The sequence below is a fragment of the Arenimonas sp. genome (assembly GCF_036275555.1).
In the GTDB taxonomy this organism is placed as follows: Bacteria; Pseudomonadota; Gammaproteobacteria; order Xanthomonadales; family Xanthomonadaceae; genus Arenimonas.
This window is the reverse complement of record NZ_DASUDO010000001.1, coordinates 1-20,718: the sequence shown is the minus strand read 5'-3', so window position 1 is coordinate 20,718 and position 20,718 is coordinate 1. Positions and strand designations below refer to the sequence as shown.

Annotated in this window: 19 protein-coding genes; 10 read left to right on the top strand and 9 right to left on the bottom strand. The window is 71.0% G+C overall.

Annotation, left to right across the window (positions count from 1 at the left end; genetic code table 11):
* Nucleotides 1-30 precede the first annotated feature (30 nt).
* Together VFV21_RS00095 and tkt are read left to right on the top strand one after the other, a co-directional pair.
* Nucleotides 31-1,311 (top strand): dicarboxylate/amino acid:cation symporter, encoded by a 1,281-nt coding sequence (locus VFV21_RS00095; RefSeq protein WP_329667548.1) that lies wholly within the window; start codon nt 31-33, stop codon nt 1,309-1,311.
* Between the two features lie 98 nt (nt 1,312-1,409).
* Complete coding sequence (tkt, locus tag VFV21_RS00090; protein ID WP_329667547.1) at nt 1,410-3,410, top strand: transketolase; 2,001 nt, start codon at nt 1,410-1,412, stop codon at nt 3,408-3,410.
* Between the two features lie 21 nt (nt 3,411-3,431).
* Here the strand turns inward: tkt and VFV21_RS00085 are convergent, their stop codons facing one another.
* Both VFV21_RS00085 and VFV21_RS00080 read right to left on the bottom strand, forming a co-directional pair.
* Nucleotides 3,432-3,773, bottom strand: coding sequence for a metalloregulator ArsR/SmtB family transcription factor (locus VFV21_RS00085; RefSeq protein ID WP_329667546.1), 342 nt, complete (start codon nt 3,771-3,773; stop codon nt 3,432-3,434).
* Nucleotides 3,770-4,159, bottom strand: a complete 390-nt coding sequence (locus VFV21_RS00080) for a rhodanese-like domain-containing protein (RefSeq protein WP_329667545.1) — start codon at nt 4,157-4,159, stop codon at nt 3,770-3,772. The genes VFV21_RS00085 and VFV21_RS00080 overlap by 4 nt, the downstream gene beginning before the upstream one ends.
* A 113-nt stretch (nt 4,160-4,272) precedes the next feature.
* Between VFV21_RS00080 and VFV21_RS00075 the strand changes: the two genes are divergently transcribed.
* From VFV21_RS00075 to trxC, 4 genes are all read left to right on the top strand, one after another.
* A complete protein-coding gene (locus tag VFV21_RS00075) occupies nt 4,273-4,476 on the top strand; it encodes a DUF2892 domain-containing protein (protein ID WP_329667544.1) in 204 nt (67 codons plus the stop codon).
* 105 nt (nt 4,477-4,581) lie between these two features.
* Nucleotides 4,582-5,556 carry an efflux RND transporter periplasmic adaptor subunit gene (locus tag VFV21_RS00070; RefSeq protein ID WP_329667543.1) on the top strand — a complete coding sequence of 325 codons (975 nt, stop codon included), beginning with the start codon at nt 4,582-4,584 and terminating at the stop codon, nt 5,554-5,556.
* Nucleotides 5,549-8,791 carry an efflux RND transporter permease subunit gene (locus tag VFV21_RS00065; RefSeq protein ID WP_329667542.1) on the top strand — a complete coding sequence of 1,081 codons (3,243 nt, stop codon included), beginning with the start codon at nt 5,549-5,551 and terminating at the stop codon, nt 8,789-8,791. The genes VFV21_RS00070 and VFV21_RS00065 overlap by 8 nt, the downstream gene beginning before the upstream one ends.
* Complete coding sequence (trxC, locus tag VFV21_RS00060; protein WP_329667541.1) at nt 8,788-9,228, top strand: thioredoxin TrxC; 441 nt, start codon at nt 8,788-8,790, stop codon at nt 9,226-9,228. The genes VFV21_RS00065 and trxC overlap by 4 nt, the downstream gene beginning before the upstream one ends.
* On the opposite strand, the gene VFV21_RS00055 is transcribed toward trxC, so the two are convergent.
* The 5 genes from VFV21_RS00055 to VFV21_RS00035 all read right to left on the bottom strand — a co-directional run bounded on the left by VFV21_RS00055 (nt 9,225) and on the right by VFV21_RS00035 (nt 14,430).
* Nucleotides 9,225-10,091, bottom strand: a complete 867-nt coding sequence (locus VFV21_RS00055; RefSeq protein ID WP_329667540.1) for an MBL fold metallo-hydrolase — start codon at nt 10,089-10,091, stop codon at nt 9,225-9,227. The genes trxC and VFV21_RS00055 overlap by 4 nt on opposite strands.
* An 86-nt stretch (nt 10,092-10,177) precedes the next feature.
* The gene (locus VFV21_RS00050; protein ID WP_329667539.1) at nt 10,178-12,112 is read right to left on the bottom strand and encodes an acetyl-CoA hydrolase/transferase C-terminal domain-containing protein; all 1,935 of its coding nucleotides are present in this window, start codon (nt 12,110-12,112) and stop codon (nt 10,178-10,180) included.
* Between the two features lie 51 nt (nt 12,113-12,163).
* Entirely contained in the window at nt 12,164-12,922 is a 759-nt protein-coding gene (locus VFV21_RS00045; RefSeq protein ID WP_329667538.1) for a sulfite exporter TauE/SafE family protein, read from the bottom strand.
* Nucleotide 12,923: 1 nt separating this feature from the next.
* The gene (locus VFV21_RS00040; RefSeq protein ID WP_329667537.1) at nt 12,924-13,757 is read right to left on the bottom strand and encodes a S1/P1 nuclease; all 834 of its coding nucleotides are present in this window, start codon (nt 13,755-13,757) and stop codon (nt 12,924-12,926) included.
* Between the two features lie 49 nt (nt 13,758-13,806).
* The gene (locus tag VFV21_RS00035; RefSeq protein ID WP_329667536.1) at nt 13,807-14,430 is read right to left on the bottom strand and encodes an OmpW/AlkL family protein; all 624 of its coding nucleotides are present in this window, start codon (nt 14,428-14,430) and stop codon (nt 13,807-13,809) included.
* A gap of 165 nt (nt 14,431-14,595) precedes the next feature.
* On the opposite strand from VFV21_RS00035, the gene gap reads away from it, so the two are divergent.
* Entirely contained in the window at nt 14,596-15,609 is a 1,014-nt protein-coding gene (gap, locus tag VFV21_RS00030; RefSeq protein WP_329667535.1) for a type I glyceraldehyde-3-phosphate dehydrogenase, read from the top strand.
* A 92-nt stretch (nt 15,610-15,701) separates the two neighbouring features.
* On the opposite strand, the gene VFV21_RS00025 is transcribed toward gap, so the two are convergent.
* The gene (locus tag VFV21_RS00025; protein WP_329667534.1) at nt 15,702-16,667 is read right to left on the bottom strand and encodes an L-threonylcarbamoyladenylate synthase; all 966 of its coding nucleotides are present in this window, start codon (nt 16,665-16,667) and stop codon (nt 15,702-15,704) included.
* Nucleotides 16,664-17,224: a GNAT family protein gene (locus tag VFV21_RS00020; RefSeq protein ID WP_329667533.1), complete on the bottom strand. Its 561-nt coding sequence runs from the start codon at nt 17,222-17,224 to the stop codon at nt 16,664-16,666. Before VFV21_RS00020 ends, VFV21_RS00025 begins: the two co-directional genes overlap by 4 nt.
* Nucleotides 17,225-17,312: 88 nt before the next feature.
* Between VFV21_RS00020 and VFV21_RS00015 the strand changes: the two genes are divergently transcribed.
* The 3 genes from VFV21_RS00015 (at nt 17,313) to pyk (ending at nt 20,660) form a co-directional block, all read left to right on the top strand.
* On the top strand, nt 17,313-18,488 hold the full coding sequence (locus VFV21_RS00015; protein ID WP_329667532.1) for a phosphoglycerate kinase: 1,176 nt from the start codon (nt 17,313-17,315) through the stop codon (nt 18,486-18,488).
* Nucleotides 18,488-19,126 (top strand): HAD hydrolase-like protein, encoded by a 639-nt coding sequence (locus tag VFV21_RS00010; RefSeq protein ID WP_329667531.1) that lies wholly within the window; start codon nt 18,488-18,490, stop codon nt 19,124-19,126. Before VFV21_RS00015 ends, VFV21_RS00010 begins: the two co-directional genes overlap by 1 nt.
* A 67-nt stretch (nt 19,127-19,193) precedes the next feature.
* Complete coding sequence (gene pyk / locus VFV21_RS00005; protein WP_329667530.1) at nt 19,194-20,660, top strand: pyruvate kinase; 1,467 nt, start codon at nt 19,194-19,196, stop codon at nt 20,658-20,660.
* Nucleotides 20,661-20,718: the final 58 nt, after the last annotated feature.

The following is a 20,718-nucleotide window of genomic DNA, read 5'->3' as shown; positions in this document are numbered from 1 at the left end:
CTCCCAAGGGTTCCCGCCGGAGGATTGCCGATGCCATCTTTGCCGCTGCACACCCGCATGCTCATCGGGTTCGTCGTGGGCGTCTGCCTCGGCCTGGTCGCCAACCTGCTGTTCGCCGAGGCCGCCTGGCTCGAGGCGCTGGTGAAGTACGTCGCCGACCCGGTGGGCCAGGTGTTCCTGCGGCTGTTGTTCATGTTGGTGATTCCGCTGGTGTTCTCGGCCCTGGTGCTGGGCGTGGTCGAGATCGGCGACCCGAAGTCACTGGGTCGCATCGGCGGCAAGACCCTCGCGTGGATCCTCGCGGTCACCACGATCGCGGTGCTGATCGGCATGGTCACCGTGAACGTGATCCAGCCCGGGCGCGGCATCCCACCCGAGCTCGCGCAGGAGCTGATGGCGCAGACCAGCGAGCGCGCCTCGCAGATCGCCGCCGGCCGCGAGGCCGTGTCCGGCCTCGACGTGCTGCTCAACATCGTCCCGCGCAATCCCGTGCAGGCCGCGGCCAACGGCGACCTGATCGCGGTCATGTTCTTCGCCCTGATGTTCGGCATCGCCGCCACGGTCATCCGCAGCGACGGCACCCGCGCCTTCGTGGCCGCCACGCAGGGTGTCTACGACATCTGCCTCAAGCTGATCGACTGGATCATCCAGCTGGCGCCGTACGCGGTGGCCGCGCTGCTCTTCTCGATCACCTCGAAGCTGGGTTTCGACGTGCTGGTGCAGCTGGCCCGGTTCGTGTTCACGGTGCTGCTGGCGCTGGGCATCCACTTCTTCGTGGTGTTCCCGATCCTGCTGCGGGTATTCGGCGGCATGTCGCCGCTGGTGTTCTTCCGCAACGCCCAGCCGGCGATCCTGACGGCCTTTTCCACCTCGTCCTCCAGCGCCACACTGCCCACGACCCTCAAGGTGACCGAGGAGGCGCTGGGCGTGCCGCGGCGCGTGGCGCGCTTCGTCTGCACGCTGGGTGCGACGGCCAACATGAACGGCACCGCCCTGTTCGAGGGCATCACGGTGTTGTTCCTGGCCCAGTTCTTCGGCGTCGAGCTCACCCTCTTCCAGCAGGGGCTGGTGCTGGTGATGTGCATCCTCGGCGGCGTGGGCGCGGCCGGCGTGCCCGGGGGCTCGCTGCCGGTGATCGCGATGATCCTGGCGATGTTCGGCATTCCGCCCGAGGGCATCGGCCTGATCCTGGGCGTTGACCGCCTGCTGGACATGTGCCGCACGGTGGTGAACGTCGGCGGCGACATGGTCGGCTCGGTCGTCATCGGCCGCAGCGAGCCGGTCGACCGGGGCGCGACCGGCCCCGCGTAGCACCCGCGGCCGGCCCGGCGCAACGGAGACACGGGCCGCCGGGTCGGCGACAATAGCGCCCCGTCGGCCCGGCCCCGGGCCCCGATCTGGACGCCCCCATGACCACGCCTTCCCGTCGCGAGCTCGCCAACGCCATCCGCTTCCTGGCCATCGACGCCGTGGAGGCCGCCAAGTCGGGCCATCCCGGCATGCCGATGGGCATGGCCGACATCGCCGAGGTGCTCTGGAACGATTTCCTGAGCCACAGCCCGAACAACCCGAAGTGGTTCAACCGCGACCGCTTCGTGCTGTCCAATGGCCACGGCTCGATGCTGATCTACGCCCTGCTGCACCTGAGCGGCTACGACCTGCCGATCGAGCAGCTCAAGCGCTTCCGCCAGCTGCACAGCAAGACCGCGGGCCACCCCGAATTCGGCCACACGCCGGGCGTCGAGACCACCACCGGTCCGCTCGGCCAGGGCCTGGCCAATGCGGTCGGCATGGCGCTGGCGGAAAAGCTGCTGGCGCAGCGCTACAACCGCCCCGAGTTCGACATCGTCGACCACCACACCTGGGTCTTCCTGGGCGACGGCTGCCTGATGGAAGGCGTGTCGCACGAGGCCGCCTCGCTGGCCGGCACCTGGGGCCTGGGCAAGCTGATCGCGTTCTGGGACGACAACCGCATCTCGATCGACGGCGATACCTCGGGCTGGTTCACCGACGACACCGCCGCGCGCTTCGAGGCCTACGGCTGGCAGGTGATCCGCAAGGTGGATGGCCATGACCCGGTCGAGATCACCCAGGCCATCAAGACCGCGCAGGCCGAGACCGGCAAGCCGACCCTGATTTGCTGTCGCACGACCATTGGTTTCGGTTCCCCGGGCAAGGCCGGCAAGGAATCGAGCCACGGCGCGCCGCTGGGCAAGGACGAGGTGGCCGCGACCCGCGCTGCGCTCGGCTGGCCGCACGCGCCGTTCGACATCCCGCAGGCGATCTCCGATGGCTGGCGCGCGGGCAACAGCGGGCTGGTGCGCGAGGAGCAGTGGAACCGCCTGTTCGATGCCTACGCCAAGGCCTACCCCGCGCAGGCCGCCGAGCTGGTGCGCCGCTCGCGCGGCGAGCTGCCGGAGGAGTTCGAGGCGGCCGCCCGGGCCTACATCGAGAAGCTGCAGCTCGACGGCCCGGTCGTGGCCTCGCGCAAGGCCTCCCAGATGGCGATCGAGGCCTTCGCGCCGCTGCTGCCGGAGCTGATCGGTGGCTCAGCCGACCTCGCGCACTCCAACCTCACGCTCTGGAAGGGCAGCAAGTCGGTGACGTCCGACGACGCCAACGCCAACTACGTGCACTACGGCGTGCGCGAGTTCGGCATGAGCGCCATCGCCAATGGCCTGGCGCTGCACGGAGGCTTCATTCCCTACGACGCCACCTTCCTGGTGTTCTCCGACTACTCGCGCAATGCGCTGCGCATGTCGGCCCTGATCCCGACCCGCGCCATCCACGTGTTCACCCACGACTCGATCGGCCTGGGCGAGGACGGCCCCACCCACCAGCCGGTCGAGCACCTGGCCGCGCTGCGCTATATCCCGAACAACGACGTCTGGCGCCCCTGTGACGCGGTCGAGTCGGCCGTGTCCTGGCAGGCCGCAATCGCGCGGGCGGATGGCCCGAGCTGCCTGGTCTTCAGCCGCCAGAACCTGGCGCACCAGCCGCGCACCGCACAGCAGGTGGCCGACATCGCCCGCGGCGGCTACGTGCTGTCGGACCCGGGCGAGGCGCGTTTCGACGTGCTGCTCATCGCCACCGGCTCCGAGGTCGAGCTGGCGATGGAGGCGATGCGCCGCCTCGCCGGTGACGGCATCAAGGCGCGCGTGGTCTCCATGCCCAGCACCGAGGTGTTCGACCGCCAGCCGCTGGAGTGGCGCGAGGCGGTGCTGCCGTCGTGGTGCCGCAAGCGCGTGGCGGTCGAGGCCGGCGTCACCGGCTTCTGGCACAAATACGTGGGCCTGGACGGTGCCGTGGTGGGCATCGATACCTTTGGTGCCTCCGCGCCGGCCGACCAGCTGTACGCGCACTTCGGCATCTCCGCGGACGCCGTCGTCGCCGCCGCGAAGGCGCTTTGAAGGCGCGCCCGGCGGGCCGGCTCAGCCGGTCCGGCCGGGTGAACAGAAGGCGGCGTGCAGGGTCTCGATGATGTCGTGCACCAGGCCGTCGCTGACCGCGTAGTACACCGTCTGGGCCTCGCGCCGGGTGCTGACCAGGTTCTTCTCGCGCAGCACCGCCAGGTGCTGCGAGAGCGCCGACTGGCTCAGGTCGACCAGGGCGTTGATCTCGCCCACCGACATCTCGCGCTCGATCAGCAGGCAAAGCACCCGCAGGCGCTGCGGATTGGCCATGGCCTTGAGCAGCTCTGACGCCGCTTCGGCCTGGGCCTGCATCTGCTGGCCGGGACTGGTGGCCGGGGCCTTGGCGCGGGAAGGGCTCATGCGCCTTCCACCTTGCCGCCGCCTTCGGTCCAGCCGAGGTAGCCGCCGGCGAGCGACAACGGCTCGGCGAAGCCCAGGCGCTTGAGCGCCTCGGCCGCCAGCGCCGAACGGCCGCCGCTGCGGCAATACAGCACGATCGGCTGGTCGCGATGGGCCAGGGCCGGGTCGCGCGTGCCATTCACGGCCGGATGGCCGTCGATCTCGAACTCGAGCACGCCGCGCGGGATGTTGCTGGCTCCCGGGATGCGCCCGGCGCCGAATTCGGCCGGTTCTCGCACATCCACGACCGGGACGCCGCGCGCCTGCAGGGCGCGCAGCTCGGCCGCGTCGATTTCCCGGATCTTGGCCTTGGCCTCGGCCAGCAGCTGTTGGACGGTTTGACGCATGTCGGGGCACCTCGATGGGGACGGCCACATTATGCTTGAAGCCTAATTAAGATATCACTAATATACGTGGCGCCGGTGCAGTCGCCGGTCCCGCCTATTCCGGAGCCCCTCCCATGAACATCGACCGTGCCGTGATGGCCTTCGCCGGCGTGATGATCCTCGCCAGCGTGGCGCTGTCCTACTTCTTCAGCCCGCTGTGGCTGCTGCTCACCGCCTTCGTCGGCCTCAACCTGCTGCAGGCGGCGTTCACCGGCTTCTGCCCGGCGGCCATGTTCTTCGGCAAGCTGGGCCTCAAGTCCGGCTGCGCCTTCAGGTGAGTTGAGACCATGACGCCCCTGCGCCCGTTCGTGCTCGCCGCAGTCGCAGCCGCGGCCCTCGCAGGCTGCCGTGGGGAGCCGGCTGCGCCCGCTACGGCCGCTCCGGTGGCCTTCGAAACCCTCGTCGTCCAGGCGCGCGACAGCGCGCGCGAGCGCCGCTGGGACGGCGTGGTGGAGGCGGTGAACCAGGCCACGCTGTCGGCGCAGACCGCCGGCCGCGTGCTGGAGCTGCCCTTCGACGTGAACGATTACGTCGAGGCGGGCCAGGTGGTGGTTCGCTTCACCGACGTCGAGCAGGTCTCGGCGCAGCGCCGCGCCTCCGCGGCCGTGAGCGCCGCGCAGGCCGCCGCCGCCGAGGCGGAGGCCGAGTTCAGGCGGACCGAGGCGCTGGTGGCGAAGCAGCTGCTGGCCCGCGCCTCGCTCGACCAGGCCCGCGCCCGCCGCGACGCCGCGCGCGCCGCGCTCGAGGCGGCCCGCGCCGGCGTCAGCGAGGCCGGCGAGCAGGTCGACTACACCGTGATCCGCGCCCCGTACTCCGGCATCCTGACCGAGCGCCACGTCGAGGTCGGCGAGGCGGTGCGCCCGGGCCAGCCGCTGGTGTCGGGCCTGTCGCTCGATCGCCTGCGGATCCATGTCGAAGTGCCGCAGAGCGACATCGCCGCGATCCGCGAGCACGGTGCCGCCGCGGTGCTGCTGCCCGACGGGCGCCGCATCGACGCCGAGCGCGTGGTCGTCTTCCCCTATGCCGATCCGGCGACTCACAGTTTCAAGGTTCGGGTCGAGCTGCCGCAGGCCGACACCGGCCTGCAGCCCGGCATGACGGTGAAGACCGCCTTCAAGACCGGCGATGCGCGCCACCTGTGGGTGCCGCGCTCGGCGCTGGTGACGCGCAGCGAAGTGACGGCGGTGTACGTGGTGGACGCGCGCGACCGCGTGGCGCTGCGCCAGGTGCGCCTGGGCCATCGCGAGGGCGATGACGTGGAAGTGCTGGCGGGCCTGGCCGACGGCGACCGCATCGCCGCCGACCCGGTGGCCGCATTGGCCCACCTCGCCGCGACGGGGGCGCGCGACGATGGCTGAGTCGCGCCTCGGCCTCTCGGGCCGCCTTGCCCGCGCCTTCCAGGCCAATCCGCTGACGCCGGTGCTGGCGATCGCGGGCCTGCTGCTGGGCCTGTTCGCCACGGTGATCACGCCGCGCGAGGAAGAGCCGCAGATCGACGTGACCATGGCCAACGTGATCGTGCCCTTCCCGGGCGCGCCGGCCGAGGACGTGGAGAACCTGGTCAGCTATCCGCTCGAGCAAGTGCTGTCCGAGATCGAAGGCGTCAAGCACGTCTATTCCACCAGCCGCACCGGCTCGGCCCTGATCACGGTGGAGTTCGCGGTGGGCGTGCCGCGCCAGGAGGCGCTGGTGCGGCTATACAACCAGGTCTATTCCAACGCCGATTGGGCGCCGGCCGGCCTCGGCGTCGGCCAGCCCCTGGTGCGGCCGATGGGCATCGACGACGTGCCGGTGATGGCGCTGACGCTCTGGACCGAAGACCCGGCGCGCGGCGCCACCGAACTCGCCGAGGTCGCGCACTCGCTCGAAGCCGAGATCAAGCGCGTGCCCGGCACCCGCGACGTCTACACCCTCGGCGCGCCCGAACGTGCGGTGGTGGTCGAACTCGACGCCACGCGCCTGGCCTCGCACGGCATGACCGTGGACGACCTGGCCGGCGCCCTGGCCGCCGCCAATACCGTTACGCAGGCCGGGGACCGCGTCGCCGCGGGCGAGGTGCTGCCGCTGACGGCGGGCCAGTACCTCGCCGATGCGCAGCAAGTATCCGAACTGGTGATCGGCCTGGCCGGCGGCCGCCCGGTCTATCTTTCCGATGTCGCGGAGATCCGCCGCGGCGCCGACCTGCCGACGCAGTACGCCTGGTACACCGCGCCCGCGGGCAAGGCGCGCCCGGCCGGTGGCGTGGCGCCCGCAGTCACGATCGCCGTGGCCAAGAAGCCGGGCGCGAACGCAGTGGACATCACCCGCGCCATCAGCGATCGGCTCGAAGGCCTCAAGACCACCCACATCCCCGAGGGCGTGAACGTCAGCCTGACCCGTGACTACGGCTACACCGCCAATGACAAGGCGATGAAGCTGATCCAGAAGCTGGTGTTCGCAACGCTGTCGGTGGTGCTGCTGGTGCTGTTCGCGCTGGGCTGGCGCGAGGCCATCGTGGTCGGCAGCGCCGTCGTCCTCACGCTCGCGCTCACGCTGTTCGCGTCGTGGGCAATGGGCTTCACCATCAACCGGGTGTCGCTGTTCGCGCTGATCTTTTCGATTGGTATCCTCGTGGACGACGCCATCGTGATCGTCGAGAACATCCACCGGCACATGCGCCTGGGCGGCAAGTCGCTGCGCGAAGCGATCCCGCCAGCGGTGGATGAAGTCGGCAGCCCGACCATCCTGGCCACCTTCACCGTCATCGCGGCGCTGCTGCCAATGGCCTTCGTGTCCGGCCTGATGGGGCCGTACATGCGGCCGATCCCGATCAACGCCTCGGTCGGCATGCTGCTGTCGCTGGCGATCGCGCTGACGGTCACGCCGTGGCTGTCGCTGAAGCTGCTGTCGCGCCATGCGCACGGCGGCCCGCACGGCCCCTCCGGGGGCCACGCCGCGGAGGGCCAGTCCGCTCGCCTGCGCCGCCTGTTCGAGCGCGTGCTGCGGCCCTTCCTGCATGAGCAGCAGGGCGCGCGGCGCCGGAAGAGGTTGTTCCTGGGCATTGGCGCGGCGGTGGTTGCCGCCGCCGGCCTGGCGGTCGTGCAGCTGGTGGTGCTGAAGATGCTGCCCTTCGACAACAAGTCCGAGTTCCAGGTGGTGGTGGACCTGCCCGAGGGCACGCCGCTCGAACGCACCAACGCGCTGCTGCTCGAACTGGCGCAGGAACTCTCGACGGTGCCCGAGGTGCTGGACATGCAGGGCTACGCCGGCACGTCGGGCCCGGTGAACTTCAACGGCCTGGTGCGCCAGTACTACCTGCGCGCCGGCGCGAACGTGGGCGACCTGCAGGTGAACCTGGTCGACAAGCATGAGCGCGACCGCCAGAGCCACGAGATCGCCCGCGCGGTGAGGCCGGCGCTGGCCGCGATCGGTGCGAGCTACGGCGCCTCGGTGAAGGTCGTGGAGGTGCCGCCCGGCCCGCCGGTGATGTCGCCGCTGGTGGCCGAGGTCTACGGTCCCGACGGCGCCCGCGCCCGCGCCATCGCCCGCGACCTGCAGGCGCGCTTCGCCGCGACCGAAGGCATCGTCGACGTGGACAGCTCGCTGGAGGCCGACGCGCCGCGCGAGCTCGCCCTCATCGACCGCGGCCTGGCCGCGAAGCTGGGCGTGAGCCAGGCGGCGATCGCGCAGGCGCTGCAGCTTGGCGTCGGCGGCCGCGACGCCACCTACCTGCGCGACGGTGCGTCGAAGTACGCCGTGCCGGTGCGCCTGCGCCTGCCGGCCGGCGACCAGGCCAGCCTCGAGCAGCTGCTCACCCTGCGCGTGCGCGCCGGCGATGGGCGCCTGGTGCCGCTGTCGGAACTGGTGCAGGTGGTGCGCCTGCCCTGGGAGCCGGTGATCCACCACAAGGACCTGCTGCCCGTGGTCTACGTGACCGGCGACGAAGCCGGCGAACTCGACAGCCCGCTGTACGGCATGTTCGAACTGGTGGGGCAGGTGGGCGACCCGCCGTTGGCCGGCACCCCGTTGGAGCAACGCTTCCTGTCGGCGCCGGATTCGGGTCTGGGCTTCGCCATCAAGTGGGACGGCGAGTGGCAGATCACCTACGAGACCTTCCGCGACATGGGCCTGGCCTATTCGGTCGGCCTGCTGCTGATCTACCTGCTGGTGGTGGCGCAGTTCCGTGATTACTTGGTGCCGCTGGTGATCATGGCGCCGATCCCGCTCACCGTGATCGGCGTAATGCCCGGCCACGCGCTGCTGGGCGCGCAGTTCACCGCCACCAGCATGATCGGCATGATCGCGCTGGCTGGCATCATCGTGCGCAACTCGATCCTGCTGGTGGACTTCATCAACCAGTCGATCGCCGAAGGCCAGCCGCTGGCCGACGCGGTGATCGAGGCCTGCGCGGTGCGCGCGCAGCCGATCGCGCTGACCGGCCTGGCGGCCATGGCGGGCGCGTTCTTCATCCTCGACGACCCGATCTTCAACGGCCTGGCGATCGCGCTGATCTTCGGCATCCTGGTCTCGACCCTGCTGACGCTGGTCGTGATCCCGCTGCTGTACTTCGTGCTGCTCAGCGCGCGCGCCCGCAAGCAAGGAGCCCCCGCATGAACGACAACCTGGTGCTGGCCTGCCCGCACTGCCACGGCATGAACCGCGTGCCGCCGGCGCGGCTGGGCGAGGGGCCGACTTGCGGCCATTGCCGCGCGCCGTTGTTCACCGGCCAGCCGATGGCGCTGGGCGTGGACGACTTCCGCATCCACGCCGACCGCAGCGAACTGCCGCTGCTGGTGGATTTTTGGGCACCGTGGTGCGGCCCCTGCCAGATGATGGCGCCGCAGTTCGAGCGCGCCGCGGCGATGCTCGAGCCGCACGTCCGGCTGGCCAAGGTCGATACCCAGGCGCAGCCGACCCTGGGCCAGCGCTACGGCATCCGCAGCATCCCCACGCTGGTGTTGTTCCAGGCCGGCCGCGAGATCGCGCGGCAGTCCGGCGCGATGGACGCCAACGGCATCGTGCGCTGGACGCGGCAGCAGTTGGGTGCCTAAAGCGCGTCGATCGGCAGCTTGAGGTAGCGCACGCCGTTGTCCTCGGGCTCGGGCAGGGCGCCGGCGCGGATGTTCACCTGCACCGCCGGCAGGATCAGCGTCGGCATGGCCAGGGTCGCGTCGCGCGCGGTGCGCATCTGCACGTACTGCGCCTCGCTGGTGCCCTCGCGGACGTGGATGTTGGCGCGCTTCTGTTCGGCGATGCTGGTTTCGCAGCGCACGTCGCGGCCGCCGGGGCCGTAGTCGTGGCAGACGAAGACGCGGGTGTCGCCGGGCAGTTCGAACAGGCGCTGGATGGACCGGTACAGCGTGGCTGCGTCGCCGCCCGGGAAATCGCAGCGCGCGGTGCCGCCGTCGGGCATGAACAGCGAGTCGCCGGTGAACAGCGCGTCGCCGACCAGGTAGGCCACCGAGTCGCTGGTGTGGCCGGGCACCGGGATCACCCGCGCCTCGAGCACGCCGATGGCGAAGCGCTCGTCGTCGGTGAACAGATGGTCGAACTGCGACCCGTCCACCGGGAAGTGTTCGCCGAGGTTGAAGATCGGCCGGAAGGTCTTCTGCACCATGCGGATGCCCTGGCCGATGCCGAGGCGCGCGTCCGGCAGCGCGGCCTTCAGCCAGTGGCCGGCACTGAGGTGGTCGGCGTGGGCGTGGGTCTCCAGGAGCCAGCGGACCGTGGCGCCGCGCTCGCGTATCGCCGCGAGCAGGCTTTCCGCCGACGCGGTGGACGTGCGCCCCGACTTGGGATCGAAGTCGAGCACCGGATCGATGACCGCCGCTTCGTTCGTGGCCGGGTCGGTGACCAGGTAGGTCCAGGTGCCGCTGTCTTCGTGGAAGAAGGGCTGGACGTCGGGCGCGGGCATGGCGGCGGCTCCTGTTTCGGCTGGTGGCCAGTCTAATGCCGTCGAGCCGCGGGCGCCCTGCCAGTGGCCGTCGCGATGCCGGGTCGTCAGTCGGCGGCGGTGCGGCGCAGCGCCAGCGCCAGCACGCGCGCCTCGAGTTTCTCCGACAGGCCGCGCGGCGCGTCGAGGGCCATGCGCGCCATCGCTTCGGCATCGGTCGACGCACCGCCGGCCAGCGCCTGCAGCAGCAGGCGGACTTTGGACAGGCCCGCGGCGCGCGGCTTGAGCCAGGCCAGGGCGCGAACCAGCCGCTGCTCCACCTCGGTGAAGTCGCTGCCCATCGGGTAGTCGGGCAGCACGCCGGCGCGGCGCAGCGGCGCCAGGCGGCGCGAGAGGGCGGCGGCGTTGTTCTCCGGGATCACCAGCGCGCGCCCTTCGCCCAGCTTGCCGGCCTTTAGTGCCGCGCCGGCCAGCGCGGCCTGGTGCGCGGCGTCGGTGATGGCCAGCATCGCGCGCACGCAGTCCTCGTCGTTGCGGCCGCGCAGGTCGGCGATGCCGTACTCGGTGATCGCGACGTCGCGCAGGTGGCGCGGGATGGTGGCGTGGCCGTAGTTCCAGACGATGTTGGCGGCCTTGCCGCGGGTGGCGCGCAGCATCAGCACCGAGCGCGAATCGTGCAGCGCGTGCGCCATCGCCACGAAGTTGTACTGGCCGCCGACGCCGGAGACCACGCGGCCATCGGCCAGGCCGTCGGACACCGCCGCGCCGAGCGCGGTCATCATCATGCAGGTGTTGAAGAAGCGCGCGTCGCGGCGCTGTTCGCGCTCGAGTGCCTCGTTGTTGCCGTACAGCTCGTTGATGTGCGAGACGCGGGTCATGCCGATGCCGCGCGCCTGCGCCGGCGACAGCCCGCGCAGCCAGCCGTAGAGCGCATGCGAGCCGAGGTAGAAGGCGCCGTCGAGGTAGCGGCCCTCGGCGTCGAGGCGTTCGAGGTCATGCGGCGTGGCCTGGCCGCGGTTGAGGCGCGCCATGGCCGCGGTCTCGTCGATCACCTTGCGCGACAGCACGCCGGCTTCGGCCAGCCGGCGGAAGCCGTCGTTCACCATTTCGCTGGCGCCGTACAGGCCGAGGCGGAAGGGTTCGGTGCCGCCGGAGCTCCGCACGAGTTCCGACGCCGCCAGCCCGGGCGACAGTGCCTCGAGTGCGGCCAGGTAGTCGGCGTTGCGCGTGTGGCGCAGCACCAGCGCGTGGCAGAGCGCATCCGACAGCGAGCCGATGCCGATCTGCAGCGTGCCGCCGTCGCGCACCAGGGTGCTGGCGTAGAGGCCGATGGCGTAGTCGGCGTCGCCCACGGGCTCGCGCACCAGCGCGAACAGCTTCGGCGCCTCGCCCGGCAGGTCGAGCACGGCGTCGAAGAAGTGCGCCTGCACCGCGCACGGCCCGTCCAGCCAGGGCAGGTTCGGATCCACTTCGGCCACCAGGTAGGGCCGCGGCTTGCCCAGCCGCGCCGTTTCGTCGAGGAGGTCGAAGGTCAGGTCGGGGTTGCAGCTCAGGCTCAGCCGGGTGCCGCCGGGTTCGCGCGCGACCTTCTGGACGACGGCGTTCGCGCCGCGCTCGGCCACGGCGCGCGCCACGTGCGTGTAGTTGAGGCTGGTGTAGTGCCGTTGCGCCTGCCGAGAGCCGAGCAGGGCGCCCGACTGCATGTAGAACTCCTCGACCACCAGGTTCGGCGGCAGTACGTCGCGGCGCATCGCCTGCGCGTAATCGAGCGCCGGGAAGTCATCGCCGAAGTGGCGGGAGAGGAAGGGCGCGAGGAAGCGCTTCTGCAGCCCCTGGCCGGCGGGCGGCGGCGTCAGCGAAAGCGCCGTAAGCAGCTTCAGGGACAGCGACGAATCGGCGGCCACGCGCCGGGTGATCGCGTTGAGCAGCCGGTGCGGCTTGCCCAGCCCCAGCGGCGCGGCGAGTACCAGCGAAGGGCCGGTCGCGGCGAGCAGCGCATCCACGCAGGCGTCGAGCGATTCCAGTGCGAGCGGTCGGTGCATGCCTGCCTTCTCCCCGGGCGTTGCCGGCAGTATCGCACCGCGCGCCGGCCGTCAGCCCAGCAGCAGCTTGCCCGCAGCCACCAGCAGCACGAGCGCGAGGGCCTGGCGCAGGCCCTTCAGCGGCAGGCGGTGGATGCCAAGCTGCGTGCCGAGCAGGGCGCCGACGCCGACGGCCAGCAGCCACCCCGGCAGGGCGGCGGGCAAGGCGCCGGTGGCCGACCACAGGCCGGCCAGGCCCAGCGCCGAGTTGATCCAGACAAAGGCCACCGAGACGCCGGAGGCTTCGCGCGAGTGGGTCCAGCGCATCAGCAGCAGCAGGGGAGTCAAGAATATCGCGCCACCGGTGCCGGTGAGGCCGGACAGCGTGCCGATCGCCGCGCCCGCGGCCAGCGCCGGCAGCCAGCGCACGGGACGCAGCACGACGCCGGCATCGTCTTCGCTCAGCCGGGCGGCGCTGCGCCATACCGCGACCGCGGAGACCAGCAGCAGGCCGCCCAGCAGCAGCGAATAGCTGGCCTTGTCGATCGGGTAGCGGGCTGCGAAATAGGCCGCTGGCGCCGAGGCCAGCACGAAGGGCAGCACCTTGCGGAAATCCACCAGCCCGGCGCGATGGAACCGGTAAAGCCCGATGCCGCCGACCAGCAGGTTCAGCGCGAGTGCGGTGGGGCGCATTTGCTCGGGCGCGAAGCCCAGCAGGGCCATGGCCGCGAGGTAGCCGCTGGCGCCGGCGTGGCCAACCGAGGAGTAGAGCACCGCGACCAGCAGGAACAGCCCGGCGAGGATCCATTCCACCTCGCCCATCGCCGGCATCTCAGGGCTTCGGGGCGAGCGCGGCGTTGATCAGCTTCGCCAGCCGGTCGCCGGCCTGGCGCACGCGGCGCTCGGCGGTGGGGCGATGCTTGTCGAGGTAGGCATCGCCGAGGTTACGGCGGCGCTTGGGCGGATAGGCCTGCTCGCTGGCGATCAGGCGGCAGGATTCCAGCGTCCATTCGAGCGCCGGATTCAGCGCCGCGCGCGCCGGATCGGCCGGCACCGGTGACTGGAGCAGGCGTTCGATGTAGGCGGCGTTGTCCAGCCCGGCGCTCTGCAGGATCCAGTAATCCCAGACGCCATGCAGGTTGGTGCCCTGGCCCTCGGGCAGCGCCTTGCCGCGGTAGTTGACCTGGAAATTATTGCCACCGCGGTCGTGCGCGAACCCGGCATGCATCGGCTGGTGCGCATCGCCGACGAAGTGCACGACGAACTTCAGCGCATTGCGGCGGTCTTCGTCGCTGCGGCCGCGGTCGGCCAGGATGGCGGCCTGCGCGTTGATGGCGCCGATGACGCAGTTGCCGTCGGGGCAGTCGCGCGCGGGCTGGTAATCGCAGCCTTCGCTGGGGAAGTTGACGTAGTGCCAGCGGCTGCTGAGTTCGCCCAGCTTGTTGCCGGTGGTGCGGCTTTCGGCGCGGATCTCGTCGGCCCAGACCGAGACGCCGGCGAGGGTGGGGTCGGGCTCGCCTGCCAGCAGGCGTCGGACCTCGGCCAGCGCCACCGGGTCGAGTTCGCGCTCGGCCAGTTCGCCGACCAGCTGGTGGCCCTGCTTGCTCCAGGCCAGGGCCTGGCCCGACAGGGCCAGGAGCAGAAGTGCGGAAAGGGTCTTTTTCATGGCCGCCGACTTTACGCCAGCGGCCATGAATCCGGCTATCCCGAGCGGCTCAGAACGCCCAGACGAAGGCGGCGCCGTACACCACCGGGTCGATGTCCACCGTGCCGACGTCGGCGCCGTTGACCTTCACGTCGGTGTCGATGTCGATCCAGCGGGCGTCCACGCGCAGCCACTTGGCCTTGCCGACGGCGAAGTCGAGGCCCGCGTGCGCGGCCAGGCCGAGGGAATCGTCGAGCGCGAGCTTGGTGCCGGCCAGCGGGCCGCGGGTCTCTTCCTCGAAGAACAGCGTGTAGTTCAGGCCGGCGCCGATGAAAGGCTTGACCCGCGGGCTGCCTTCGAAGTGGTACTGCAGGGTCACGGTCGGCGGCAGGTGCTTGGTCGAGCCGGCGTTGGCGCCATTGAGCCGGATCGCGTGCTCGAACGGCAGCGAGGCCAGGACCTCCAGGCCCAGGCGCGGGCTGAAGAAGTACTCGGCGGTGATCGTCGGGCGCCAGTCGCTGCCGACGTCGGTGGCCAGCGCGCCGCCCGCGAGGGTGCCGTTGTCCGAGGCCGGATCCACGACATGGGCGCCGACCGAGAAGGTCCAGTCGCCGGCCTCCTGGGCCATGGCGGCGGGGGCGAGGGCCAGGGCCGCGAGCGCGGCCAGCGGGGCGAAACGGGTGGAAAGGCGCATTCGGAGCACTCCAGTGGGGAACGGGCGCCAGTGTCCTCCCGGGGCGGGCCGGGCCATTTGAGGCGGGTCAAATCGCCCGCGGGTCGTGCCGGGCGCCCGGGATTGCTAAAATGCCGGGCTTTCCACCCCAACCCCCCCGGCGCGTCGCCGGCACCAGGAGCCTCCATGTCCATCAAGGTCGCCATCAATGGCTACGGCCGCATCGGCCGCAACATCCTGCGCGCGCTCTACGAAGCCAAGCGCAACCACGAGATCACCATCGTGGCCATCAACGACCTGGGCGATGCCGAGACCAATGCGCACCTGACCCAGTACGACACCGCCCACGGCAAGTTCCCGGGCACCGTGTCGGTGGACGGCGGCGACCTGATCGTCAACGGCGACCGCATCAAGGTCTGCGCCGAGCGCGACCCGTCCAAGCTGCCCTGGGGCGCGCTGGGCGTGGACGTGGTGCTGGAGTGCACCGGCCTGTTCACCTCGAAGGCCAAGGCCTCGGCGCACCTCACCGCCGGCGCCAAGAAGGTGATCATCTCGGCCCCGGGCGGCGCCGACGTGGACAACACCGTCGTCTTTGGCGTCAACCACGGCAACCTCAAGGCCTCGGACACGGTCATCTCGAACGCGTCGTGCACCACCAACTGCCTCGCGCCGCTGGCGATGGTGCTGCACGAGAAGATCGGCATGGTGCACGGCCTGATGACCACCATCCACGCCTACACCAACGACCAGGTGCTCACCGACGTCTTCCACAGCGACCTGCGCCGCGCCCGCTCGGCCACGCAGTCGCAGATCCCGACCAAGACCGGCGCCGCCGCCGCGGTCGGCCTGGTGCTGCCGGAGCTCAACGGCAAGCTCACCGGCTTCTCGATGCGCGTGCCGACCATCAACGTCTCGGTGGTCGACCTGTCGTTCGTGGCCGCGCGCAACACCACCAAGGAAGAGATCGACGCGATCATCAAGGAAGCCAGCGAGGGCAAGCTCAAGGGCATCCTCGGCTTCAACAGCAAGCCGCTGGTCTCGATCGACTTCAACCACGACCCGCACAGCTCGGTCTACGACAGCACCCTGACCCAGGTCATGGGCGGCACGCTGGTGAAGGTCTGCTCGTGGTACGACAACGAGTGGGGCTTCTCCAACCGCATGCTCGACACCACCCTGGCCCTGATGGCCGCCAAGTAATCCTGTCAGACGCGCAAGGCTTGTGGGAGGGACTTCAGTCCCGATGCTTTTGGATCAAAAGCATCGGGACTGAAGTCCCTCCCACAATTTTTTCAGGGGGCGTCGTCGGGCAGGCCGGCGCCGGCGGCGGAGCGGCGGAGGCGGTCGTGCACCGCCAGCCAGGCCTCGCCTTCGGGCGGGCGTTCGGCGAGCAGCAGGTTGACGCCGCGGGCGTCGAGTTCGCGCAATCCGGCGTAGAGGCCGTGGGCGTAGCCGGTGGCGTCGGTGGGCAGGGCCAGGCCTTCGACACCGCTTGGCAGCGTGCCGAGCGCCAGCACCGCCACGCGCTTGCCCAGCGCTTGTTGCTCCGTCGCTTCGGATTCCAGCGCGGCGCGCGCCAGCATCAGCAGCGGCGTGCGCGGCGCGTAATGGGCTTCGAGCGTGCCCGAGGCGCGCGGGCTGTGCGCGTCGGCGCCGGCCTCGACCGGGCCGATGATGGCCTCGAGCTCGGCCCGCGAGATCCGGCCGGGCCGGAGGATGCGCGGGGTCTCGCCGGACAAGTCCAGGATCGTGCTCTCGATGCCGACCTCGCACTCGCCGCCGTCGAGCACCACCGGCACCGCGGCGCCGAATTCCTCGCGCACGTGCGCGGCGGTGGTGGGGCTGATGCGGCCGAAACGGTTCGCGGACGGCGCCGCGAGGCCGCCGCCGAAGGCGCGCAGCAATTCCAGCGCCAGCGGATGCGCGGGGCAGCGCAGGCCCACCGTGGCCTGGCCGCCGGTGACCTCGTCGGGCACGTGGGGCTGCTTGCGCAGGATCAGGGTCAGCGGGCCGGGCCAGAAACGCGCGGCCAATCCGCGGGCCGCGTCGGGGACTTCGCGGGCCCAGGCATCGAGCGCGTCCGCGCCGGCCACGTGCACGATCAGCGGATGGTCGGCGGGCCGGCCCTTCAGGGCGAAGATCTTGCGCACCGCGTCCGGGCGCGCCGCGTCGGCGGCGAGGCCGTAGACGGTTTCGGTCGGCAGGCCGATGGCCTCGCCGGCGCGCAGGGCCGCGAGCGCCCGGTCGAGCGTGCTCATGCGGCCCCCGCGTATTCGCGGCGCAGCAGGCCGAAGATCACGGAATCGGCGAATTCGCCGCCCACGCGCCAGCGGTCGCGCAGCACGCCTTCGCGCCGGAAGCCCAGCTTCTCGAGCAGGCGGCAGGAGGGCGTATTGCGCGGATCCACGTCGGCCTCGATGCGCTCCAGCCCCAGCACGCCGAAGGCGTGGCCCAGGGCCAGGCGCACCGCCTCGGTCGCCAGGCCCTGGCCCTGGCGCGCGGGCAGCAGGGAATAGCCCAGCTCGGCCCGGTGCATCGGCCCGGCCAGCGCGAACAGCGCGGTGGTGCCGATGAGGCGGTCGTCGCCCCGGTCGGCCACGGCCCAGCCATAAACCGAGGGCGGCCCCCAGGGCATGCGTTCGGCCAGCCAGGCCTCGGCCTGGGCGCGCTCGGTCCAGGTGCCGAAACTCCAGTAGCGCGTGACTTCGGGCGAACTGTAGAGCGCGAACACGGCGTCCACGTCGTCCGCGCGCAGCGGCCGCAGGCGCAGGCGCTCGCTCTCCAGGACGGGCAGGGGCAGGGACCGGTCGGGCATGGCGCATTCTCCCACGGTCGCCGCCGGGTTTGCCCCGGGCGGTGCGGGCGGGGGAAAATGCCGGTCTTCCCCGTTCCCGGAGCCACCCATGACCCTCCTCCGCATGGCCGACCTCGACCTGGCCGGCAAGCGCGTGCTCATCCGCGAAGACCTCAACGTGCCGGTCAAGGACGGCGTGATCACCTCCGAGCAGCGCATCACCGCCGCCCTGCCGACGATCCGGCTGGCGCTGGAGAAGGGCGCCGCGGTGATGGTCACCTCGCACCTGGGCCGCCCGAAGGAGGGCGTGTGGACGGTCGAGGATTCGCTGGCGCCGGTCGCCGCGCGCCTGGGCGAACTGCTGGGTCGCGAAGTGCCGCTGGTGAAGGACTGGGTGGACGGCGTGCAGGTCGCGCCCGGCCAGCTGGTGCTGCTGGAGAACTGCCGCATGAACGTCGGCGAGAAGTCCGACGACGAGGCGCTGTCGAAGAAGTACGCCGCGCTCTGCGACGTTTACGTCATGGACGCCTTCGGCACCGCGCACCGCGCCCAGGCCTCCACCCACGGCGCGATCCGCTTCGCCAAGGTCGCCTGCGGCGGCCCGCTGCTGATGGCCGAACTCGACGCGCTGGCCAAGGCGCTGCTCGCGCCCGCGCGCCCGCTGATCGCGATCGTCGCCGGCTCCAAGGTCAGCACCAAGCTCGAGCTGCTCTCGAACCTGGTGTCGAAGGTGGACCAGCTGATCGTCGGCGGCGGCATCGCCAACACCTTCATCGCCGCGATGGGCCACCCGGTCGGCAAGTCGCTGTGCGAAGCCGACCTGCTCGACACCGCGCGCCAGATCATGGCCGACGCCAAGGCCCGCGGCGCCGACATCCCGGTGCCGACCGACGTGGTGGTTGCCCCGGCCTTCGCCGCCGATGCGCCGGCCACGGTGAAAAAGGTCGCCGACGTCGGCCCCGACGACATGATCCTCGACATCGGCCCTGAAACCGCCGCGCGCTACGCCGGGATGATCCGCCAGGCCGGCAGCGTGATCTGGAACGGCCCGGTCGGCGTGTTCGAGTTCGATGCCTTTGGCAAGGGCACCGAGACCCTGGCCCGTGCCATCGCTGACTCCGACGCGTTCTCGATCGCCGGCGGCGGCGACACCCTGGCCGCGGTCGACAAGTACGGCGTCGAGGCCGGCATCAGCTACATCTCCACCGGCGGCGGCGCCTTCCTCGAGTTCTGCGAAGGCAAGGAGCTGCCGGCGGTCGCGGCGCTGAAGGCGCGCGCGGGCTGATGGCCACGCTGTTCTTCGACCTCGACGGCACCCTGATCGACTCGGCCGTCGGCATCACCCGCTGCGTCGCGCATGCGCTCGAGCAGCTGGGCGAGCCGGTGCCCGATGATGCGGCGCTGCGCCGCTGGATCGGCCCGCCGCTGCGCGACAGCTTTGGCCCACTGCTGGGCGATGCCGAGCGCACCGAGGCCGCGGTGCAGCATTACCGCGACCGCTTCGAAACCCACGGCTGGGCCGAGCACGACGTCTACGAAGGCATCGGCGAGGCCGTGCTGGCGCTGTCCGCGGCCGGCCACCGCCTGGCCGTGGTCACTGCCAAGAACGAACCGCACGCGCGCAAGATCATCGACCACCTGCCGTTCGGCCACGCCTTCGAGGACGTCATCGGCGCCACCCACTGCGGCCGGCTCAGCCACAAGCCGGAGCTGATCGCCGAAGCGCTGCAGCGCCTCGGCCTGTCGCCCGAGGGCGCGTGGATGATCGGCGACCGGCACATGGACGTCGACGGCGCCCGGCACCACGGCATGGGCTCGGTGGGCGTGCTCTGGGGCTTCGGCGGCGAGGACGAGCTGCGCCACGCCGGCGCCACCCGGCTCGCGGAGAGGCCCGGCCAGCTGGTGCAGTTCTTCGTCGGCTGAACCCCGCGGCGCCGCCATGCCGGTGTGCTAGCGTGGCAGCGAGACAACAACGACACCCGCGAAGCCCATGAGCCACGCCCTGCGCCGCACCAAGATCCTCGCCACCCTCGGCCCCGCCACCGACGCCCCGGGCGTGCTCGACGAGCTGGTGCGCGCCGGCGTCAACGTGGTCCGCCTGAACTTCTCGCACGGCACGCCCGCCCACCACGCCGCGCGCGTGGCCGCGGTGCGCGAGGCCGCCGCGCGCGCCGGGCGCGAGGTCGGCATCCTGGCCGACCTGCAGGGCCCGAAGATCCGCATCGAGAAGTTCGAGGAAGACAAGGTGCTGCTCAAGGCCGGCCAGGACTTCACCCTGGTCTGCCGCGCCGACGCGCCGTTGGGCGACGCCCGCCAGGTCGGCGTCAGCTACCTGGGCCTGGTCAACGACGTGCACCCGGGCGACACCCTGCTGCTCGACGACGGCCTGATGGCGGTCGAGGTCACCGCGGTGGAGGGCGCCCACATCCGCACCCGCGTGCTGACCGACGGCGTGCTGTCGAACCGCAAGGGCCTCAACCGCCTCGGCGGCGGCCTGTCGCTGGGCGCGCTCACCGACCAGGACAAGGAGCACATCGAGATCGCCGCCAAGCTGGGCGTCGACTTCCTGGCGGTGTCGTTCTGCCGCTCCGCCGCCGACATGGACGAGGCCCGCGCCCTGGCCCGTGCCGCCGGCAGCGATGCCTTCATCGTCGCCAAGATCGAGCGCGCCGAGGCGATCGAGAACCTGGTCGAGATCACCATCGCCTCCGACGTGGTGATGGTGGCCCGCGGCGACCTCGGCGTGGAGATCGGCGACGCCGAGCTGCCGGGCCTGCAGAAAAAGATCATCCGCACCGCGCTCGAGCACAACCGGGTGGTGATCACCGCCACGCAGATGCTGCAGTCGATGGTGGACAACCCGATCCCGACCCGCGCCGAGGTGCTCGACGTCGCCAACTCGGTCATCGACGGCACCGACGCGGTGATGCTGTCGGCCGAAACCGCGTCCGGCAACTACCCGGTGAAGGCGGTCGAGGCGATGGTGCGCATCTGCCTGGGCGCCGAGCGCCAGTTCGACCACGACACCGACTTCGAGAAGGCGCCGCGCAACCTGCAGGCCGCCGACCAGGCCATCGCCATGGCCAGCATGTTCCTGGCCGAGCACATCCAGGTGCGCGCCATCATCGCGCTGACCGAATCGGGCGGCACCGCCCGCTACCTGTCGCGCTTCCGCTCGGCGGTGCCGATCTACGGCCTGTCCCGCCACGACGGCGCGCGTCGGCGCATGGCGATGATCCGCGACGTGTTCCCGGTGCATTTCGACAGCACCGGCCTGGCCACCCGCGAGGCCGCCCGCGGCGCGATCCGCCAGCTGTTCGACGCCGGCCTCCTGGCCGAGGACGACCGGGTCATCATCACCAGCGGCGACCACATGGAGCTGCACGGCGCCACCAACACCCTGCGCCTGCTCAAGGTCGGTCCCAACGGCATCGCCGAAGGCCTCGGCGAGCTCTGACCCCGCCGCGAATTTTTCTCGCCGCCCGGCCCCTGTGGGAGGGACTTCAGTCCCGATG

What these genes read in the sequence shown, in the direction of transcription:
- VFV21_RS00050 (WP_329667539.1), bottom strand. Translation starts at nt 12,112, where the DNA reads ATGCACCGACCGCTCGCACTGGAATCGCTCGACGCCTGCGTGGATGCG.
- gap (WP_329667535.1), top strand. Translation starts at nt 14,596, where the DNA reads ATGTCCATCAAGGTCGCCATCAATGGCTACGGCCGCATCGGCCGCAAC.
- VFV21_RS00020 (WP_329667533.1), bottom strand. Translation starts at nt 17,224, where the DNA reads ATGCCCGACCGGTCCCTGCCCCTGCCCGTCCTGGAGAGCGAGCGCCTG.
- VFV21_RS00095 (WP_329667548.1), top strand. Translation starts at nt 31, where the DNA reads ATGCCATCTTTGCCGCTGCACACCCGCATGCTCATCGGGTTCGTCGTG.
- VFV21_RS00065 (WP_329667542.1), top strand. Translation starts at nt 5,549, where the DNA reads ATGGCTGAGTCGCGCCTCGGCCTCTCGGGCCGCCTTGCCCGCGCCTTC.
- VFV21_RS00035 (WP_329667536.1), bottom strand. Translation starts at nt 14,430, where the DNA reads ATGCGCCTTTCCACCCGTTTCGCCCCGCTGGCCGCGCTCGCGGCCCTG.
- VFV21_RS00055 (WP_329667540.1), bottom strand. Translation starts at nt 10,091, where the DNA reads ATGCCCGCGCCCGACGTCCAGCCCTTCTTCCACGAAGACAGCGGCACC.
- VFV21_RS00080 (WP_329667545.1), bottom strand. Translation starts at nt 4,159, where the DNA reads ATGCGTCAAACCGTCCAACAGCTGCTGGCCGAGGCCAAGGCCAAGATC.
- VFV21_RS00025 (WP_329667534.1), bottom strand. Translation starts at nt 16,667, where the DNA reads ATGAGCACGCTCGACCGGGCGCTCGCGGCCCTGCGCGCCGGCGAGGCC.
- pyk (WP_329667530.1), top strand. Translation starts at nt 19,194, where the DNA reads ATGAGCCACGCCCTGCGCCGCACCAAGATCCTCGCCACCCTCGGCCCC.
- trxC (WP_329667541.1), top strand. Translation starts at nt 8,788, where the DNA reads ATGAACGACAACCTGGTGCTGGCCTGCCCGCACTGCCACGGCATGAAC.
- VFV21_RS00010 (WP_329667531.1), top strand. Translation starts at nt 18,488, where the DNA reads ATGGCCACGCTGTTCTTCGACCTCGACGGCACCCTGATCGACTCGGCC.
- VFV21_RS00075 (WP_329667544.1), top strand. Translation starts at nt 4,273, where the DNA reads ATGAACATCGACCGTGCCGTGATGGCCTTCGCCGGCGTGATGATCCTC.
- VFV21_RS00015 (WP_329667532.1), top strand. Translation starts at nt 17,313, where the DNA reads ATGACCCTCCTCCGCATGGCCGACCTCGACCTGGCCGGCAAGCGCGTG.
- VFV21_RS00045 (WP_329667538.1), bottom strand. Translation starts at nt 12,922, where the DNA reads ATGCCGGCGATGGGCGAGGTGGAATGGATCCTCGCCGGGCTGTTCCTG.
- VFV21_RS00085 (WP_329667546.1), bottom strand. Translation starts at nt 3,773, where the DNA reads ATGAGCCCTTCCCGCGCCAAGGCCCCGGCCACCAGTCCCGGCCAGCAG.
- VFV21_RS00040 (WP_329667537.1), bottom strand. Translation starts at nt 13,757, where the DNA reads ATGAAAAAGACCCTTTCCGCACTTCTGCTCCTGGCCCTGTCGGGCCAG.
- tkt (WP_329667547.1), top strand. Translation starts at nt 1,410, where the DNA reads ATGACCACGCCTTCCCGTCGCGAGCTCGCCAACGCCATCCGCTTCCTG.